At 72.0% G+C, this 17,224-nt stretch carries 17 protein-coding genes, 1 tRNA gene and 2 pseudogenes; 5 read left to right on the top strand and 15 right to left on the bottom strand.

From position 1 onward, the window contains the following. Nucleotides 1–114: 114 nt before the first annotated feature. Complete coding sequence (gene ligD / locus AB0B76_RS30760) at nucleotides 115–1,002, bottom strand: non-homologous end-joining DNA ligase (RefSeq protein WP_360382036.1); 888 nt, start codon at nucleotides 1,000–1,002, stop codon at nucleotides 115–117. Continuing rightward, entirely contained in the window at nucleotides 995–1,924 is a 930-nt protein-coding gene (gene ligD, locus AB0B76_RS30765) for a non-homologous end-joining DNA ligase (protein WP_360382038.1), read from the bottom strand. The genes ligD (AB0B76_RS30760) and ligD (AB0B76_RS30765) overlap by 8 nt, the downstream gene beginning before the upstream one ends. Before the next feature lie 92 nt (nucleotides 1,925–2,016). Here ligD (AB0B76_RS30765) and AB0B76_RS30770 point away from each other — a divergent pair. Next, nucleotides 2,017–2,916, top strand: a pseudogene (locus tag AB0B76_RS30770) (Ku protein); the annotation flags it as partial. Here the strand turns inward: AB0B76_RS30770 and AB0B76_RS30775 are convergent. From AB0B76_RS30775 to AB0B76_RS30795, 5 genes are all read right to left on the bottom strand, one after another. Beyond that, entirely contained in the window at nucleotides 2,834–3,364 is a 531-nt protein-coding gene (locus AB0B76_RS30775; protein ID WP_360382040.1) for a hypothetical protein, read from the bottom strand. The pseudogene AB0B76_RS30770 and the gene AB0B76_RS30775 sit on opposite strands and share 83 nt — an antisense overlap. Continuing rightward, nucleotides 3,361–4,995 (bottom strand): long-chain fatty acid--CoA ligase, encoded by a 1,635-nt coding sequence (locus AB0B76_RS30780; RefSeq protein WP_360382042.1) that lies wholly within the window; start codon nucleotides 4,993–4,995, stop codon nucleotides 3,361–3,363. Before AB0B76_RS30780 ends, AB0B76_RS30775 begins: the two co-directional genes overlap by 4 nt. 94 nt (nucleotides 4,996–5,089) lie before the next feature. Continuing rightward, nucleotides 5,090–6,628, bottom strand: coding sequence for an MDR family MFS transporter (locus AB0B76_RS30785; RefSeq protein ID WP_360382044.1), 1,539 nt, complete (start codon nucleotides 6,626–6,628; stop codon nucleotides 5,090–5,092). Beyond that, nucleotides 6,625–7,146 carry a MarR family winged helix-turn-helix transcriptional regulator gene (locus tag AB0B76_RS30790; protein WP_360382046.1) on the bottom strand — a complete coding sequence of 174 codons (522 nt, stop codon included), beginning with the start codon at nucleotides 7,144–7,146 and terminating at the stop codon, nucleotides 6,625–6,627. Before AB0B76_RS30790 ends, AB0B76_RS30785 begins: the two co-directional genes overlap by 4 nt. A gap of 56 nt (nucleotides 7,147–7,202) precedes the next feature. Then, on the bottom strand, nucleotides 7,203–7,607 hold the full coding sequence (locus AB0B76_RS30795) for a winged helix-turn-helix domain-containing protein (protein WP_360382047.1): 405 nt from the start codon (nucleotides 7,605–7,607) through the stop codon (nucleotides 7,203–7,205). 186 nt (nucleotides 7,608–7,793) lie between these two features. On the opposite strand from AB0B76_RS30795, the gene AB0B76_RS30800 reads away from it, so the two are divergent. After that, nucleotides 7,794–8,033, top strand: coding sequence for a hypothetical protein (locus tag AB0B76_RS30800; protein ID WP_360382048.1), 240 nt, complete (start codon nucleotides 7,794–7,796; stop codon nucleotides 8,031–8,033). A 244-nt stretch (nucleotides 8,034–8,277) separates the two neighbouring features. Here the strand turns inward: AB0B76_RS30800 and AB0B76_RS30805 are convergent, their stop codons facing one another. Next, entirely contained in the window at nucleotides 8,278–8,532 is a 255-nt protein-coding gene (locus AB0B76_RS30805; protein WP_360382049.1) for a hypothetical protein, read from the bottom strand. Nucleotides 8,533–9,115: 583 nt separating this feature from the next. On the opposite strand from AB0B76_RS30805, the gene ricT reads away from it, so the two are divergent. Both ricT and AB0B76_RS30815 read left to right on the top strand, forming a co-directional pair. Further along, nucleotides 9,116–9,952 (top strand): regulatory iron-sulfur-containing complex subunit RicT, encoded by an 837-nt coding sequence (ricT, locus tag AB0B76_RS30810; RefSeq protein WP_360382050.1) that lies wholly within the window; start codon nucleotides 9,116–9,118, stop codon nucleotides 9,950–9,952. A gap of 120 nt (nucleotides 9,953–10,072) precedes the next feature. Next, nucleotides 10,073–10,216: pseudogene (locus AB0B76_RS30815) on the top strand (LuxR C-terminal-related transcriptional regulator); the annotation flags it as partial. On the opposite strand, the gene AB0B76_RS30820 reads toward AB0B76_RS30815, so the two are convergent. From AB0B76_RS30820 to AB0B76_RS30830, 3 genes are all read right to left on the bottom strand, one after another. Further along, nucleotides 10,194–11,627 carry a cellulose binding domain-containing protein gene (locus AB0B76_RS30820; protein WP_360382051.1) on the bottom strand — a complete coding sequence of 478 codons (1,434 nt, stop codon included), beginning with the start codon at nucleotides 11,625–11,627 and terminating at the stop codon, nucleotides 10,194–10,196. The pseudogene AB0B76_RS30815 and the gene AB0B76_RS30820 sit on opposite strands and share 23 nt — an antisense overlap. 13 nt (nucleotides 11,628–11,640) lie before the next feature. Further along, nucleotides 11,641–12,090: an EAL domain-containing protein gene (locus AB0B76_RS30825; RefSeq protein ID WP_360382052.1), complete on the bottom strand. Its 450-nt coding sequence runs from the start codon at nucleotides 12,088–12,090 to the stop codon at nucleotides 11,641–11,643. A gap of 94 nt (nucleotides 12,091–12,184) precedes the next feature. After that, a tRNA-Thr gene (locus tag AB0B76_RS30830) sits at nucleotides 12,185–12,257 on the bottom strand. Nucleotides 12,258–12,342: 85 nt separating this feature from the next. On the opposite strand from AB0B76_RS30830, the gene AB0B76_RS30835 reads away from it, so the two are divergent. Next, nucleotides 12,343–14,163, top strand: coding sequence for a metallophosphoesterase (locus AB0B76_RS30835; RefSeq protein WP_360382207.1), 1,821 nt, complete (start codon nucleotides 12,343–12,345; stop codon nucleotides 14,161–14,163). Nucleotides 14,164–14,209: 46 nt separating this feature from the next. On the opposite strand, the gene AB0B76_RS30840 is transcribed toward AB0B76_RS30835, so the two are convergent. From AB0B76_RS30840 to AB0B76_RS30855, 4 genes are all read right to left on the bottom strand, one after another. Then, nucleotides 14,210–14,890: a hypothetical protein gene (locus AB0B76_RS30840; RefSeq protein ID WP_360382053.1), complete on the bottom strand. Its 681-nt coding sequence runs from the start codon at nucleotides 14,888–14,890 to the stop codon at nucleotides 14,210–14,212. Further along, the gene (locus AB0B76_RS30845) at nucleotides 14,887–15,177 is read right to left on the bottom strand and encodes a hypothetical protein (protein WP_360382054.1); all 291 of its coding nucleotides are present in this window, start codon (nucleotides 15,175–15,177) and stop codon (nucleotides 14,887–14,889) included. The genes AB0B76_RS30840 and AB0B76_RS30845 overlap by 4 nt, the downstream gene beginning before the upstream one ends. Nucleotides 15,178–15,260: 83 nt before the next feature. Further along, on the bottom strand, nucleotides 15,261–15,581 hold the full coding sequence (locus AB0B76_RS30850) for a YbaB/EbfC family nucleoid-associated protein (protein ID WP_360382056.1): 321 nt from the start codon (nucleotides 15,579–15,581) through the stop codon (nucleotides 15,261–15,263). 86 nt (nucleotides 15,582–15,667) lie between these two features. After that, nucleotides 15,668–16,867, bottom strand: coding sequence for a DNA polymerase III subunit delta' (locus AB0B76_RS30855; protein WP_360382057.1), 1,200 nt, complete (start codon nucleotides 16,865–16,867; stop codon nucleotides 15,668–15,670). Between the last annotated feature and the right edge of the window lie 357 nt (nucleotides 16,868–17,224).

Genomic DNA, 17,224 nt, shown 5'->3' on the forward strand with positions numbered 1-17,224 from the left:
CGCGGCGCCCGACTTATCGGTTCACGACCCGCGCGGCGCCCGACTTATCGGTTCACGACCCGCGCGGCGCCCGACTTATCGGTTCACGACCCGCGCGGCGCCCGACTTATCGGTTCACGACCCGCGCCGCAGCAGGTCGCCGCGTGTTGAGACGCGCTCCAGCACGGCCGCCGGGGTCAGGTCGGCCGCGGTCAGCTCGCCGGTCTCGACCTCTTCCCACGTCAGCGGGGCGCTCACCGTCGGGGACGGGCCGGCGCGCAGCGAGTACGGCGCGACCGTCGTCTTGAACGCGTTGTTCTGGCTCCAGTCGATGAAGATCTTGCCCGGCCGGAGCTGTTTCGCCATTTTCGCCACGATCAGCTTCGGGTGGGCGCGCGCCAGCTCCTCGGCGACCTCCTTCGCGTAGCCGCTGACCTCGTCGGCCGTCTCGGCGCCGGAGAGCGGGACGACCAGCTGCATGCCCTTCTTGCCGGAGGTCTTCGCCGCGCCCTCGAGGCCGTCGGCGGCCAGGCGCTCGCGCAGGATCAGGGCCACCTCGTAGCACTCCGGCAGCCCCGCCGGCGGGCCCGGGTCGAGGTCCACGACCAGCTGGTCGGGGTCGAGCGCGCGGCCCTCGGCGTCGACGCGCCACTGGGGAGTGTGCAGCTCCAGCGCCGCCAGGTTGGCCAGCCACACGACCGTCGCCAGCTCGTCCACCAGGATGAAGTCGATCTTCTCGCGGCCCTTGGAGGAGCCGGGGACCGGCAGCGGTACCGTCCGCACCCACTCCGGCGTCCCGGCCGGCGCGTTCTTCTCGAAGAAGCCGGCGCCCTCGACGCCGTTCGGGTAGCGGGTGCGGGTGAGGGGGCGGCCCCGCAGGTGCGGCAGCATCGTCGGCGCGATGCGGGTGTAGTAGTCGAGCACCTCGCCCTTGGTGAAGCCGGCGCGCGGGTACAACACCTTGTCCAGGTTGGAGATCTCCAGCCGGCGGCCGTCGACCTCCACCGGGATGCGGTCAGGCATCGGTCACCTCCTCGGCGGAGAGGTCCGGGCGGATGCGCAGGAAGCGCGGGAAGCGCAGGCGGCCGTCGCGCGTGCGGTGGCTGAACTTGACCTCCACCACCAGGTGCGGGTCGACCCAGACGGCGCCGCGAGCGTCTTCCCGCGGTACCGATGCGCCGAAGGGATTTTGGGTCGCCGACAACGGCTCGAGCGCCGACAGCAGCGACCGCTCGGCCGCGCCGGAGATGCCACCGCCCACCCGGCCGCGATAGGCGAGGCCGCCCGGCACCGGCACGCCGACCAGCAGGGCGCCCAGGGCGCGCTTGCCCGGCCGCCAGCCGCCGACCACGAACTCGCTGCTCTCCTCCAGCTTGACCTTGATCCAGTCGGAGGTGCGCACGCCCGGGTGGTACAGCGACTCGGCCCGCTTCGCCACCACGCCCTCGAGGCGGTTCTCGCGGCTCGCGGCCACGGTCGCCGGGCCGTCGTCGAAGGAAGGGGGCACCATCGCGCGGGGGCCGAGCGGCAGGCGCTCCAGGCGTTCGCGGCGGCCGCGGTACGGCAGCCCGACGAGCTCCTGCCCCTCCGCGCGCAGGGCGTCGAAGACGAGGTACGTCACCGGGACCGTCGCCGCCAGCCGCGCCGCGCGGTTGGGCTCGCGCACGTGCATGCGCTCGGCGAGCACCTGGAACGACGGCTGGCCGGCCTCGTCCATGGCCACCACCTCGCCGTCGAGCACCGAGTCGGACAGGTCCCGGCCGATGCCGGCGAGCTCGGGATAGGCGGCCGTCACCTCCGCCCCGCTGCGGGCGAAGAGCCTGGTCACGCCCGCCTGGACGACCGCGATGGCGCGGATGCCGTCCCACTTGAACTCGAACGCCCAGCCCGGCCCGGCCGGCAGCACGCCGGGCGAGGCGAGCATCGGAGCGGGCGGGCCGGCCATAGCCACACGATAGTTCGCCTAGGAGTTGCTCGCGCCCAGGTCAAAACGATGGGAAGCTGAAGTTTGCGTGGTCCGCCGGGGAAAGGATCTTCATGCGCGCGATCTGGAAGGGCGCGGTCTCCTTCGGGTTGGTCTCGATCGCCGTCCGCCTCTACTCGGCGACCGAGGAGAAGGACATCCGCTTCCACCAGGTACATCGGGAGGACGGCGGGCGGATCAAGTACAAGCGGGTCTGCTCGGTCGACGGCGAGGAGGTCGCCTACGACGACATCGCCAAGGGCTACGACCTCGGCGGCGGCGAGATGGTGATCCTCACCGACGACGACTTCTCCGAGCTGCCGCTGACCAGCAGCCGCGCGATCGAGGTCCTGGAGTTCGTGCCGACCGAGCAGGTCGACCCGATCCTGTACAACAAGGCCTACTACCTCGAGCCGGAGCAGACCGCGGCCAAGCCGTACGCCCTGCTGCGCGACGCGCTCACCAACGTCGACCGCGTCGCGATCGTGAAGGTGGCGCTGCGCCAGCGCGAGCAGCTCGCGACCCTGCGCGTGCGCGACAACGTGCTGGTGCTCAACACCATGCTGTGGCCGGACGAGATCCGCACGGCCAAGTTCGACATCCTCGACGACGACGTGACCGCCCGCCCGGCCGAGCTCGCGATGGCCGGCTCGCTCATCGAGTCGATGGCGGCCGACTTCGACCCGAACTCGTACACCGACAACTACCGCGAGGCGCTGCAGGAGGTCATCGACGCCAAGGTGGCCGGCCGCGAGGTCGTGCAGCCGGAGGAGGCCGAGGAGGCCCCGGCGGCGGCGGTGGACCTCATGGCCGCCCTGCGCGCGTCGGTCGAGCGCGCCCGGGCCGCCCGGGGCGAGGAGGCGCCGGACGAGGACTCCGGGCCCACGCCCATCAAGAAGAAGGCCGCCCCGGCGAAGAAGGCGACGCCGGCCAAGAAGGCCCCGGCGAAGAAGACGGCCGCGAAGAAATCCGCGTGAAGTAGACGGTCGCCGACGCCCGGTCGAGCAGCAGGCCACCGCCGACGTCCAGCCAGTGCGGCGCCGGCGGGGCGAACGGGCGCAGGTCCGCGGGCACCTCGGGGTCGGCCGCGGCCGGCCCGTCGGGCGCGGCGGCCGCGCGCTCGGGCGTGATGAGCACGAAGCCGTTCATCACGTAGTCCATCGGGCCGATCTCGGGGCAGCTGCGGGCCCGGGCCTCGCGCTCCTGCCAGTGCACGGAACGGATCGGCCTCAGTTCGGGGTACTGCTGCTCGATCCTGGCCTTTTCCGTGAAGACGGACGTCTTGGCGGGCCGGGTGGGGTCGGGGCAGCCCGCGAGCCCCGGCACCCAGTCCCGCAGTGCCAGGGCCACGCCGCACAGCGCGATCACGCAGGCCGACAGGGCGGCGGTGATCACCAATGCAATCTTGGCCGGGCGCGTCACCCGTTGATCTGTACCACCTCGAGGGTGCCGCCCGCATAGTCGGAACGGACCCGCTTCTTGTCGAACTTGCCGACGCTCGTCTTGGGCACCGCCTCGATGAACGACCACCGCTCCGGCAGCTGCCACCGGGCCACCTTCGCGGACAGGAACTCGCGCAGGGTCTCGGCGTCGGCGCTCTGGCCGTCCTTGAGCACGACCGTCGCGAGCGGCCGCTCGCCCCACTTGTCGTCGGGCACGCCGACCACGCAGGCCTCGAGCACCGCCGGGTGGGCCATCAGCGCGTTCTCCAGGTCGACCGAGCTGATCCACTCGCCGCCGGACTTGATGACGTCCTTGGCGCGGTCGGTCAGGGTGAGGTACCCGTTGGGCGTGAGCGTGCCGACGTCGCCCGTGCGCAGCCAGCCGTCCTCGAACTTCTCCGGGTCCGGGCCGTCCTCGCCGATGTACTGCGCGGTGATCCACGGCCCGCGCACCTGCAGCTCGCCGACCGCCTTGCCGTCGCTCGGCATCGCCTCGCCGCCGGGACCGACGATCCGGCCCTGGACACCGGCCGGGATGCGGCCCTGGGTGTACCGGTAGGCCCACGCCTCCGGGCCCTCGACGCCGAACGGCGCCCGGGCGATGGAGCCGAGCGGGGACATCTCCGTCATGCCCCACGCGTGGATGACCTGGATGCCGTACCGCTCCGCGTACGCGTGCATCAGGGCCGGCGGGCAGGCCGAGCCGCCGATGACGACCTCCTTGAGCGAGGAGACGTCGGTCGGGTTCGCGTCGAGGTACGCCAGCAGATCGGTGAAGATCGTGGGCACCGCGCCGGCGAACGTCGGCTTCTCGACCTCGATCATCCGGGCCAGCGGGGCGGCCTGCAGGAAGCGGTCGGGCATGACGAGCTGGGCGCCGCTCATCAGCGCGGCGTAGGGCAGGCCCCAGGCCATCGCGTGGAACATCGGCACGATGCACAGGTCGCGCACCTGCGGGCCGAGGCCGAAGCTCTCGGCCATGCAGACCTCCATCGAGTGGAGGTAGATGGAGCGGTGGGAGTACGCGACGCCCTTGGGGTTGCCGGTGGTACCGCTGGTGTAGCACAGCGCCGCCGCGTCGTTCTCGTCCACGTCGGGCCACTCGAACGTCTCCGGCTTGCCCGCGAGGAGCTCGTCCCAGGCGTGCACCTCGACGCCGTCCTTGGCGAGCTTCGCCGTGTCGCCGCCGCCGACCACCACGATGTGCCGGATGGTGCTCAGGTGCGGCAGCACGCCGGCCAGCAGCGGGATCAGCGTCGAGTCGACGATCACCACGCGGTCCTCGGCGTGGTTGGCGATGTAGATGAGCTGTTCGGGGAACAGACGCAGGTTGAGCGTGTGCAGCACGGCGCCCATGCTCGGCACCGCGAGGTACGCGATCAGATGCTCGGCGTTGTTCCACATCAGGGTGCCGACGCGCTCGTCGCCGGTGACCCCGAGCCCGCGCAGCGCGTGGGCCAGCCGCGCGGCCTGACGGCCGACCTCGGCGTAGCTGGTGCGCCGCGCGCCCTCCCCGGTCCAGGTCGCGACCTCGGAGTCGCCGTGGACGGAGCTGCCGTGCTGCAGAATGCGGGAGATCAGGAGGGGTGTATTCATCATCGTGCTGCGCATGACGCCAAAGCTAATGTGTCGTGCACCACATTGAAAACCCACGGGTAACAAAATGTCCGGACGCCGTTCGACGTCCGGACATTTCGCGATTTACCTAAAACGCGGCGACTTTGGCTTCCATGTCCGAGGCCTCGGCGGTCTCCACCGGCGCACCGCCCTGCAGCGCCCGGTCCGGCAGCGCCACGGTGATCAGGGTGCCCACCAGCGCGACGATCGCGGCCGACAGGAACACCGGGTGCAGGGCGTTCACGAAGAGGTGCTCGACCATCTGCAGCTGGGCCGGGGGCAGCGCCCGCACCTGGGCCGGCGCGTTGATCGAGACGCCACCGCCGCCGCCGCTCAGCTTGCTGTTCATGACCGCGCCGAGCGCCGCGACGCCGACCGAGCCGCCGAGCGAGCGGAAGAAGGTCGCGGCGGAGGTACCGGCGCCCATGTCCCGCAGGTCCAGCGCGTTCTGCACGGCCAGGATCAGCGGCTGCATCGCCAGGCCCAGGCCCACGCCGATGACGGTCATGTAGATGAACGCCTGCCACAGCGGCGTGTCGACCTGGAGGGTCGTGAAGAGCAACAGACCGGAGCCCATGACGACGGTACCGGCGACAGGGAACCACTTGTAGCGACCGAGCTTCGAGATCACGCGGCCGGACACGATCGACGTCACGATGACGCCCGCCATCATCGGCAGCATGAGCAGGCCCGAGCGGGTCGGGGTGGCGCCCTTGACGATCTGCAGGTACAGCGGCACGTAGATGATCGAGCCGAACATCGCGAAGCCGAGGATGAACGTGGCCGTGTTGGCCAGCGAGAACGTGGCCCGCTTGAACAGCCGCAGCGGGAGGATCGGCTCCTGGGCCCGGCCCTCGGCGAACACGAACAGCGCGGCCAGCACCACGAACGCGGCGAGCAGGCCGAGGATCTTGGCCGAGTTCCACGCGTAGCCGTCGCTGCCGCCCAGCGACAGCGCCAGCAGCAGCGCGCTGGAGCCGGCGACCATCAGCACGGCGCCGAGGTAGTCGATGCGGTGCTCGCGGCGGGTGTGCGGGACGAGCCGCAGCACGCGGGCGCAGACGAACAGGGCGAAGATGCCCAGCGGCACGTTGATGTAGAAGATCCAGCGCCAGTCGTGCTCGGCGAAGTACCCGCCGACGAGCGGCCCGGCGACCGAGGAGATGCCGAACACGGCGCCGAAGAGGCCCTGGTAACGGGCCCGCTCGCGGGGCGCGACGACGTCGGAGACGATCGTGAACGCGAGCGTCATGAGACCGCCGGCGCCGATGCCCTGCAGGGCGCGGGTCGCGATGAGCTGGGTCATGTTCTGCGACAGGCCGGCCAGCAGCGAGCCCGCCAGGAAGGTCGCGATCGCGAACAGCAGCACGGGGCGGCGGCCGAGGAGGTCGCTGATCTTGCCGTACAGCGGCGTCGACGCGGTGGAGGCCAGCAGGTAAGCGGTGACGACCCACGAGTAGTGGTCGAGGCCCCCGAGGTCGCCGACGATCGTCGGCAGCGCGGTGCCCACGATCGTCTGGTCGAGCGCGGCGAGCAGCATCCCGGTCATGAGGCCGCCCATCAGCAGCAGGATCTGCTGATGGGAGAGCGTGGGCCGGGTCTGTTGCTCAGGTGGCGCGGTAGTCATCGAGGGTCCTTTTCGGTAGACGGCGCTGCGTTCGGCAAGCGTTCCGCGATCGACTCGTTCAGCCGGGTGAAGAGCTCGGCGAACTCCGCACGCTGGTGCGGCGTCCAGTCCGAGAGCAGGTCCTCCCAGATGGCCAGCCAGCGGGCCCGGTTCTCGGCGAAGACCTCACGGCCGAGCTCGGTCACCTCGACCAGGCTGGCCCGCCGGTCGTGCGGGTCCTGGTACCGGCCGATCAGGCCGGCACTCTCCAGCGCCGCGACCTGCCGGCTGACGGTGGAGAGGTCGAGGGCGACGTCGGCGGCGAGGGCTGACAACCGGAAGGGTCCGTCGACCGCGATCCGGCTCAGCAGTACGTACGCGGGGCGCTCGAGGCCGCGACCGGCCTCGTTCCACTTGAGCGTGGCGAAGAGCCGCTCGGACAGCCGGATGAACCGGCCGACCTGCCGCCCGATGGCGGCGTGCTCACTGTGCTCGTACACGCGCTCCGGCTCCCCCGTGTTGATACTTGCTTGCCACAAGCATCGGTATCATGGGCGGCCGACTACAACCTATTTACGCGTGATGCGCGGCACCTTTACTCGGCGGGACCGAACTCGTAGCGGTCCGCGGGGTAGGCCTTGTCGCCGACGACGAGTACGGGCACGCCTTCCTGCATGCTGTACTCCTTCTTCTCCGCCGGCGTGGGCATGCGCGCGGTCACGAGCTCGCCGGCGTGCAGCCAGACGCGTTCGCGCGGCTGGACGGCGCGGACGCGGCTGCGGTACCCGCGCTTGCTCTCGACAAGACCCTCGCTGCGCAGGTGCGCCATCGCGTCGCGGATGGTGTCGCGACCGACATCGTGCTCCTCGGCGAGATATTTTTCCGAGGGCAGCAGACTTCCCGGCGGCAGTTCACCGCTGATGATCTGTTGCCGAATCGCGTCCGCGACCTGCCGATACAGCGACAGGCCGGAACTCCGGGAGATCATGCTCGCGACCATACGAAGGTCTATCGGCGCAACTGATACTGGCCTTATGGCCCAACGGCCACTATTATTTAGCGTAGCGCGAGGCCGGGCTGGGCGGTCAGGCCTCGCGCACTCCCGGAACCGGGGTGCGGCGGCCGTCCACACGCTGCGAGCCGCGCGGTCGCCGCACCCCCTGAGCAGGCCCTTTGGAGGCCCGACATGCTGGACGACGAGGAAGAGCTGAGCCCGGTCGTGTCCCTGGACCTGCGAGCCATCAACGCGGTGATAACAGAGGACGACGGCGACCTGATCCTCCTGATCGACGACGGCGACGTGCAGATCGAGTTCACGACGGGCATGAACGGCAGCTGGGAGCACGCCATAATCGGCGCCCAGCGGGTGGCTTCCGCGTCCCTCGAGTTCGCCGCGATCCTCCGCAGACGCCCGATCCCCCAATAGCGCAGAACCGCCCAGCCCCCGCACCACCGCACCGTCTCTGGAGTTCCAGAGGCGGATTTTTGTTTTGCAGCCCACAACTCGCGCGCCGGCACTCCGGAGCAGGCGGCGCGTGGAGTTGGCATCGCCGGCGTCGGCCTTCCCGCTCAGCTCCTCGATCGACGGACCCGTCGGGGAGGGGACCACGCCTCCTTCGTGATAGCGGCGACCGACGTGTGCAGCTCACTCGCCCGGTCGGCACCAGGCACTACGACGCACCGGTGCACGCGAGCAGCCGTGGGCCCAGGTCGCGCACATCCCGAAAAACGCCGCCGGTGTCGCCGCTCACGCCGCCGTAGCCGCCGTGCGAGCGGCCGCCCGCGCCCCCGTAGTAGCCGCCGCCCGCCGACGGGGACGCCGCGGCCGCCTCCAGGGCGCACACGCCCAGGTCCAGGATCGTGGTCTGGTCGGACTGGTCGCCGTACCCGCCCGACTTCCACTTCGTGCGCACGATGAGCTTCACGCGGACCGAGTAGGCCTTCGCGTAGATGCCCGTTGTAGTCGACGGACTTCTTGGCCCCGGCCGCCATCGTCAGGCTCGGCGGGCTGACGACACGCACGCCGATCGCGGACGGGCCGCCCGCCAGGAGCGTGAAGCCGGCGATGTCGCCGGTGGCGGTGGCCTTCGCGGCCGTCTTGCCGTCGAGCTTGTCCACGCCGGTCGCGGTCTCCGGTGCGCCCGCCGAGGAGGGTGCCGCTGACGCGACCGGGCTCGCTGCTCCGAGGACCCCCGCGGCGGCGAGGGCGACGATGAGTCGGGCTGTTTTGGGCGCGCGGAAGCTGCTGGTGCCGTCATGGTGATGAGATCCTCCGAGACCGGGGAGTACGAGTGCAGGCCCGTCGGGGCGTGCCACTGCTGCGCCCAACGAGGCCTTTCCGGCCGGATTTACGCCGATTTTTCCGGATTCATCCGCACTAGTGCTGACGAAAGCTACGAAGTAGGTACGTGGTCCCTCAAAAGTGTCGAGTCGGACTTTTACCTACTCTTCCTGGCATCTCGTACCGAGCCGTAGGCGCTCCGCGTGACCCGCGTTACTGTGAGCGCCATGGGCATGCTGTGCGCGGTGAGCTTCAATCGCTACGGGCGGCTGTTCTACTTCGACCCCGGTGACCTGCGCCCCCAGGTGGGCGACCGCGTGCTGGTGCCGACCGACGACGGGCCCGAGGTGGCCGAGTGCGTCTGGGCCGCCCAGTGGGTCACCGAGGAGACCGAGGGCTTCCCGCGCCTGGTGGCGCTGGCCGGCGACGACGACCTGCGCCGCGACGAGCTGCTGCGCAAGCGCAAGGCCGAGGCCAAGGTCGCGGCGAAGCGGCTGATCCGCGACCACGAGCTGCCGATGAAGGTCGTCGCAGTAGATCACGTGCTCGACTCCGCGGGCGGGCAAGGCGCGCGGACGACCATCTACTTCACCGCACCCCATCGGGTGGATTTCCGTTCCCTGGTGCGGGATCTGGGCGCCACGCTGCACTGCCGGGTCGAGCTGCGCCAGCTCTCGGCGCGCGACTCGGCCCGCGTCCAGGGCGGCATCGGCTCGTGCGGGCGCGACCTGTGCTGCGCCACGTTCCTCAACGACTTCGAGCCCGTCACCATCCGCATGGCCAAGGACCAGGACCTGCCGCTCAACCCGCTGCGGATCTCCGGCGCCTGCGGGCGGCTCATGTGCTGCCTGAAGTACGAGCACCCGTTGTACGCCTCCTTCCAGGCGACGGCCCCGGCGGTCGGGGCGCGGGTGAGCACCCCGGACGGTGAGGGCCGCGTGGTCGGCCACAGCGTGCCCCGCGACTCCGTCATCGTCCGCATGGACGCCGACGGCTCCCGGTGCTCCTGCAGCCGCGCGTCGGTGTGCGGATCGCGCCAGGCCTACGAGGAGCGGCACGGCTAGACCGACCCGGAGCTCATAAGTTTCGGAAACCGTTGCAGCGCCGGACGCCGGAGCACGGGCCGCAGCGCCAGCCGCTGACCCGCCGGGAGCTGGACATCATGGACGCCGCTCGCGGCCGGCCAGCCCAACGCGGCCATCGCCGAACGCCTGGCGCCGGCCGAGAAGACGGTCCGCAACCGGGTCAGCCAGATCTACCTGAAGCTGCAGGTCCACAACCGCACCGAGGCGATCGTGCACTGGCTCAGCCACACGGCGATCCGTTGAGCGTGAAGGCGCCCGGGCTCGGGTTGCTGCCCTGCCACACGCCCTGCAGGCCAAAGGTCAGCGACGCGCCGGCGGCCAGCGACGGCTGGTCCCCGGTCGGGCGCGCGGTGACCGCGGCGCCGTTCTGCGCGGCGACCGCGTTCCAGTAGCTCGTGACCTTCTGCCCGGCCGTGTAGTCGAAGCGCAGCGACCAGCCCGTCATCGGCGCGGCCGTGAGGTTGGTGACCGTCACGTCGGCGACGAAGCCCGGGCTCCACTCGCTGCGCTTGACGTACGTGACCCGGCAGGTGCGCTGCTCGGCGACGGTCGTCCCGGCGGTGGGCGGCGGCGGCGCGGCGGCCCCGCTGGTGACCGTCCCGGACGGGCGGGCCGGCGGGGTGCGCGACGGGCCCGCGGCCGGGCTGCCGGTGGCCGTCGCGCCGGAGCGCCCGGGCGAGACCTCGGCCGCGGCCCGCGCGGTGGCCGGGCCGCCGGTCGCGTTCGGATCGAAGGGCAGGCGCCCGTCGTCGGCGACCAGCGGCGAGGTGAGGCCGCCGGGGGCGGTCGGAAGAGCAACCAGCGCCAGCGGTACCGCCGCAGCCGCCAAAGCCGCGCCCAGCCGGACGCGCCACGAGGGCTGAGCGGCCCCCACGGCCATCGAGGCCGGCACGGTGGCGGTGATCCGGGTGCCACCGCCCGGGCGCGACCAGACCGTCAGCTGCCCGCCGCACACGCGGGCCCGCTCCCGCATCCCGGCGATGCCGCGACCGCCCGGCGGCCCCTCGGCGAACCCGGCGCCGTCGTCGCGAACCTCCAGCGTGATCCCGTCGCCGTCGCGCTCGAGCGTCACGGCCACCGTCTCGGCCTTGGCGTGGGTGGCGACGTTGCGCAGCGCCTCGCGCAAAATCCAGCACAGCTCGATGCCGGCCTCGGGCGCCGCGTCGCCCGCCGCGTCGAGGCCGGCGCTGTGCAGGATGACCCCGATGCCGGTCCGCGCCGACCACTCCTGGGTGATCGCGGCGACCAGGTCGGGCAGGGCGGCGGCGGCCGGGTCCGGATCGCGGATCGCGGCCATCTCCAGGGTCTGGGTCAGCGAGTCGTGCATCTCCCGCTGCAGCCGCTCCCGCTCGGCCGCGGCCGCCGCCGCGCGGACCCGCCGGCCGCGGGCCGACCAGCGCCGCCACGCCTCCATCGCGACCCACGGCAGCGCCCCGGCGAGGCCGACCGCGACCTTGGCCGCGCCCCCGTCGGCGAAGACCAACAGGGCGAGCCCGAACACCGCGCCGGGCCAGCCGAGCAGGGCGCCGGCCAGCGCGGCGGCGGCGATGAGCAGGATCGCGGCGGGCAGTGCGGCGAGCGCCGTCGCGGCGGTCGCGGCCACGACGGCCACGACGAGTGACACACCGAGGCGGAGGCGAAGATCGGCACGCATGGCCCGTGCAGTATCACACCTCCGGGCCCCAGACCTCCGCCTCGTAGCGTGACAGGTCGCCTGCGGGGAGCCATCGCTGCAGCTCGAGCGCGGTGACCGGGCGGGCGAAATGGAATCCCTGGGCCTCGTGGCAGCCCAGGAGTGTCAGCTCCCGGGCCTGGGCCTCGCTCTCCACGCCCTCGGCCACCGTGTCCAGGTGCGGGATCTGGCCGAGGCGCAGCACCGCCTGGGCGACCGCGCAACGCTGCGGATGTCCTGCAGGACCGCCGCGAACTCGTCGCCGATGCGCCCGACCGGGTCGTCGCGCAGCACGCTGCGGCGCATGAGCTCGTCGAAGCCGTCGAGCGTCGCGCCGCCGGGCCGTTCGGGGCCGACGAGCGGCACCGCGGTGCTGCGGCCCTCGCGCGCACCCCGGCTGAGCGCCGCGGCCACGGCCCCACGCATCCCGGCGTCCCGACTTCACCCCGTCCCCATCGGCCGGGGCGCCGCGAACCTGACCGTTCGCGGGCCCGGAGACGTGGAAAGGGCCCGGGAGCTGCCTCCCGGGCCCTTTTCGGAGCCGCCTGACGGAATCGAACCGTCGACCTATTCATTACGAGTGAATCGCTCTGCCGACTGAGCTAAGGCGGCAACGGTTCCCTAGTGTACGGCACGCCCCGGGCGCTTGCGCGAGGGGTTTCCCCGCCCTCGCGGCCCCGGTAACGTCCCGCGCGTGATGCCCGACGATATGCCGCCCGCACCGGGGGAACTGTCCGCCGACCCGGGCGAGCCGCTGCTGCCGATCCCCCAGGAGGACGGCGACGCCCCGCCGACCGCGCCCGGCGGCCGGCCGACCGCGCTGGACCCGGACCAGACGGGCTTCACGCCGCGGCGCGGGGTGCCCTGGCTGAGCCCGGTGCTGCTGAGCGGGACGGCGGTGCGGGTGCTGCTGGCCGACCTCTTCGGCGCGTACCTCGACAAGCGCGAGCTGCAGGACGCGCTCTCCGCACGCATCCTGCGCGAGGGCGCGAACTACGCCGGCGAGGTCACCGACGAGACGGACTGGCCCGACACCGGCGAGCTGTGGCTGGACTACGCGGCCGACACCGGCGACGGCTTCAACGCGACCTACTCGGTGGCGTACCTGCTGGCCCAGCCGAGCCTGACGGTCGACGGCCACGAGCTGCCGCGGGGCGAGGTGCTGGTCCTCGGCGGGGATCAGGTCTACCCGACGGCGAGCGGGCAGCAGTACGAGGACCGCTTCAAGGGCCCGTTCCGCGCGGCGCTGCCGGAGCCGCCGGAGGAGGGCCCGCGGCCGAGGATGTACGCGGTGCCGGGCAACCACGACTGGTACGACGGGCTCACCGCTTTTCTCCGGCTCTTCGTCCGCGGCGACGAGGGCTCGGTCGGCGGCTGGCGGACCCGGCAGTCGCGGTCGTACTTCGCGATCGAGCTGCCGAACCGCTGGTGGCTGCTCGGGCTCGACGTGCAGGCGGGCGCCTACATCGACGACCCGCAGCTGCGGTACTTCCGCTCGGTCGCCGCCCGCCTCGGCCCCGGCGACAAGGTCATCATCTGCCCGCCGTCGCCGAGCTGGGTGGAGGCGACCGACGACCGCAAGGCCTACGACAGCCTCGACTACTTCGTCCGCACCATCGTCGCCCCCACCGGCGCCGACGTCCGCGCGATGATCTCCGGCGACCTGCACCACTACGCGCGCTACTCCCGGCCGGGCCGCGAGCTCATCACCTCGGGCGGCGGCGGGGCGTACCTCTACCCGACCCACGAGCTGCCCGACAAGATCTCGGTCCCGCCGGTGCGCTCGCTGGTCCGCAACGCGACCCCCTCGAAGTCGTACGACCTGCGGCGCACGTTCCCCACCAAGTCCCAGTCGCGTGGCCTGGCCCTGGGCGTCTTCTGGCGCCTGCCCTGGCGCAACCCCATGTTCCTGGGCCTGCTCGGCATGCTGCAGCTGCTCACGATGCTCGCGTTCGTCAACGCCGCCGACCGCGTGGTGTCGGGCGTGGAGCAGCGCCTGGTCACCGTGCCGGCCGTGCTCATGGTGGTCCTCGACCTCCTCGGCACCTGCCTGCTGGCGATGCCCCGCTCGGCCGGCCAGCGAAGGCCCCGGCACTGGGTGCTCGGCCTCGTGCACGGCCTGGCCTTCGTCGGACTGGCGACGCTCGGCACCTGGGGCTGGCTCAGCCTTCCGTTCGTGGACCTGGCCTGGCCGTTGCCCCTGCTCATCTCCATCGTGTTGTACCTCCCGCTGTCAGCCGTCGCCGCGGGCGAGCTCTTCGCGTTGTACCTGCTCGTCGCGGCGAAGTTCGACGTGAACGTCAACGAGCTCTTCGCGGGGCAGGGCATCACCGGGTACAAAGGCTTCCTGCGCCTGCATTTCCACGCCGACGGCGCACTCACCATCTACCCGATCGGCACGCGGCACACCGGCCGCCGCTGGCACGCCCGCCCGGACGCCGCCCCGTCCGCGCCCTGGTTCGAGCCGGGCCGCCCGATGGAGCTGCACCTCATCGACGACCCGATCCAGATCCGGTGAGCTCGTACGCGCAGTTCCTGGCGTTCCCCATTCTTGATCGCCACCTCTACATCGTCACCCGCGTGACGCCGGCGATGACCGCCGTCCCGCGGGGGACTTCGGGCGGCTGGTATTCGAGCTCGCCGAGCCGCCCCTCGTACCGCCGCCGCAGCTCGTCGGCGGCATCGAGCGCCTCACCGGCGGTACGCAGCACCCGCTCGGCAATCCGCCCCGCCGCCGCGACGGCCTCGACCCCGTCCTTCACCGTGACGACGACAACGGCCTCGGCGGACTGCACGACCCGGGCGACGGCCTCGGCGAGCTCGTGCCGAAACCCTTGGGCCCAGCCGGCGACGGCCCCGAGATAGTCGGCGGTGGCGTCGACCCGCCCGACGATGCTGCGCTCGTCGCCGCCTTCCCCGATGTGCTGCGCCAACGCCGCCCAGGCGACCCCGAACGCCTCGGCGCCGCTCCCCTCCCAGGCACTCCCCCGGACTCCGACGGCGACCGTCCCGGGCAGCCCCCGGAACCGATCCCCGACGCCCCGAAGCTCTTCCGCGGCGGCGACCAGCCCGGCGACGTCGAGCCGCAGCGCGTACTCGAGCACGTCAGCGGGCAGCCCACCGACGCGCCGAAGCAGTTCGGCGGCCCGACTCCCGGGCGCGACCCCGCCCCCGGCGAGCAGCACATCAACCCGCCGGAACAGGTCATTGCCAACAACGGCGAGCCGATCCAGCGCGTCAGTCACGGCCGCCCCTGGATGTCTGCCTCGGCCCCGCGGTACCCGTCGGCGGCCCGCCGCAGCGCATGCGCCGTCTCGGAGAGCCGCCCACCGTGCACAACGGCTTCGTGGGCCCGGGCACTCAACGCGATCGCGAGCAGCCGATGCAGCTCCCGCCCGGTCTGCCCCAGCGCACCGTCGAAGTCACCCCCGAGCGCCCGAGCCCCGGGATCGATGACGTTGATGGTGGCGCCGGCCCCGGCGAGCTCGTCACCGGCCGCCTCGATCCGCTGCGCGAGGTCATCGAGTCGCATCTACACGCCACCCTTGCCCGAGACCCACCGGCCACTCGAACCGAAGTGCCCGCTCATCGCCGGCATTGCGCTCCTGGCCGCGTTCATGGAAGGTCGCGGTAGTCGCCGAAGGTCTCAGCCTGGAGCTTCTTGCGCGCCCACGCCGCCGCGTCCGCCGCCGCCGTCACCGCCTCGCGCACCGAACGCGACAAGGCCTCGCCCGACCGGTTGTGCAGCGGCCCGTCGATGCGGACGTCGCGGATCGTCCCGTCGGCGGTGACCAGGACCTCGACCAGCCCGTCGGCCGATCGAACGGTCACCTCGACGGTCTTCACCGCCTTGTCGAACTTGGCCTGCAGGGCCTCGATCCGGCGGTAGCGCTCGACCGCCTCCTCGATCCAAGCCTCGTCGATCTCGCGCCCCATTCGACCTCCCGGGCCGACCGTACGACACCCCCACACCCGCACGGAAGACCAAATCCACCCCTGTGGATAACCCCGCGAAAAGCGGATCAGCCGCGCCAGAGCGAGAGCATCATGGCCTCGACCGCGATCCGCGGCTTCACGTTCGCCTCGATGGCGACGCGGCAGTCCAGGACCGCCTCCAGCCGCCGCAGCGCGCTCTCCGGCGTCCACTTCTCCGCCGCGGCCGTTGCCAGCTCGTCGACGTCACCGTGGACCGGGGCCACGTCCGCGCCGAAGGAGTTGGCGATCACGTCGCGGTAGAAGCCGGCCAGGTCGACCAGGGCGCGGTCCATCGAGTCGCGCTGCGTCCGGGTCGCGCGGGACTTCTGGCGGCGCTCCAGCTCCTTCAGCTGGCCCGCCGAGCCGCGGACCGCCCCCGCCGCGCCCTTGCCGGTGCCGCCCGCGCCGAGAGCGGTCTCCAGGGCCGAACGCTCCTTGGCGTCCGTCTCGGCCACCGACGCGGCCGCCTCCGCCTCGGCCGCCTCGATGAACGCGCTCGCGGCGTCGAAGGCCGCGCCGATGCCGGTCAGCCGCCGCGGTACCGCCAGCACGGCATCCCGCCGGCTGCGCGCCTGCGGGTCACGGGCCAGGCGACGGGCGCGACCGACGTGCCCCTGCGACGCGGCGGCCGCCCACGCGGCGGTCTGCTCGTCGATGCCGTCGCGACGGTGCAGGACGGCGGCGATGGCATCGGCGGACGGCTGGCGCAGCGGTACGACCCGGCACCTCGAACGGATCGTGACCGAGATGTCGTCGGGGTGGGTGCTGGGCGTACACAGCAGGAACACCGTGCGCGCCGGCGGCTCCTCGACCGCCTTCAGCAACGCGTTGCCGGCCGCCTCGGTCAGGCGGTCGGCGTCCTCGACCAGCAGCACCTGCCAGCGCCCCTGAGTGGGCGAGCTGGCGGCCCGCAGCACCAGCGCACGCATCTCGCCGACGGCGATCGACAGGCCCTCCGGCACCACGAACCGCACGTCGGCATGGGTCCCGGTCAGCGCCGTGTGGCAGGCCTGACAGGTGCCGCAGCCGCCGTTCGGACACTGCAGCGCGGCCGCGAACGTACGCGCGGCGACCGAACGACCAGAACCCGGCGGCCCCGTGAACAACCACGCATGGGTCATAGCCTGCTGCCCGGCGACGTCGGGCGCCTCGCCGCGCACGATCGCATCGGCCGCTTCGACCGCACGAGAGAGCGTGGCGACCGCATCGGGCTGCCCAACGAGCTCATCAAAGATCGGCGGCGTCATACGAGCAACCCCCCGCCCGGCGCGAACAACAAGACCAGCAAGGACGGCAACACGCCCTGCGCAACGGAAAGCGGCGCGATGGCGGCACCGCGCTGCCCACGACCGTGCGAAAGCGAAGCGAAGAACGGCCGCCCTGCGAAAGGCGACGGGAACCCGGCACCGCGCCGCCCACGACCACGCACCGCCACGCGGCGGAAAGCGGTCGCGATCCCGGCGACTCGCCACGCATGCCCACGCGCGGCCGCGAAACCCAGAACGCGGCGCGTGGGGACGGGTGACGAAAGAGCCGGAAGCGGCGTCATACCCGCAAGCTCCCGCCCGGCGCGAACGACAAGGCCAGCAACGCGCCCCGCGCCG

Source organism: Dactylosporangium sp. NPDC049140, assembly GCF_040648435.1.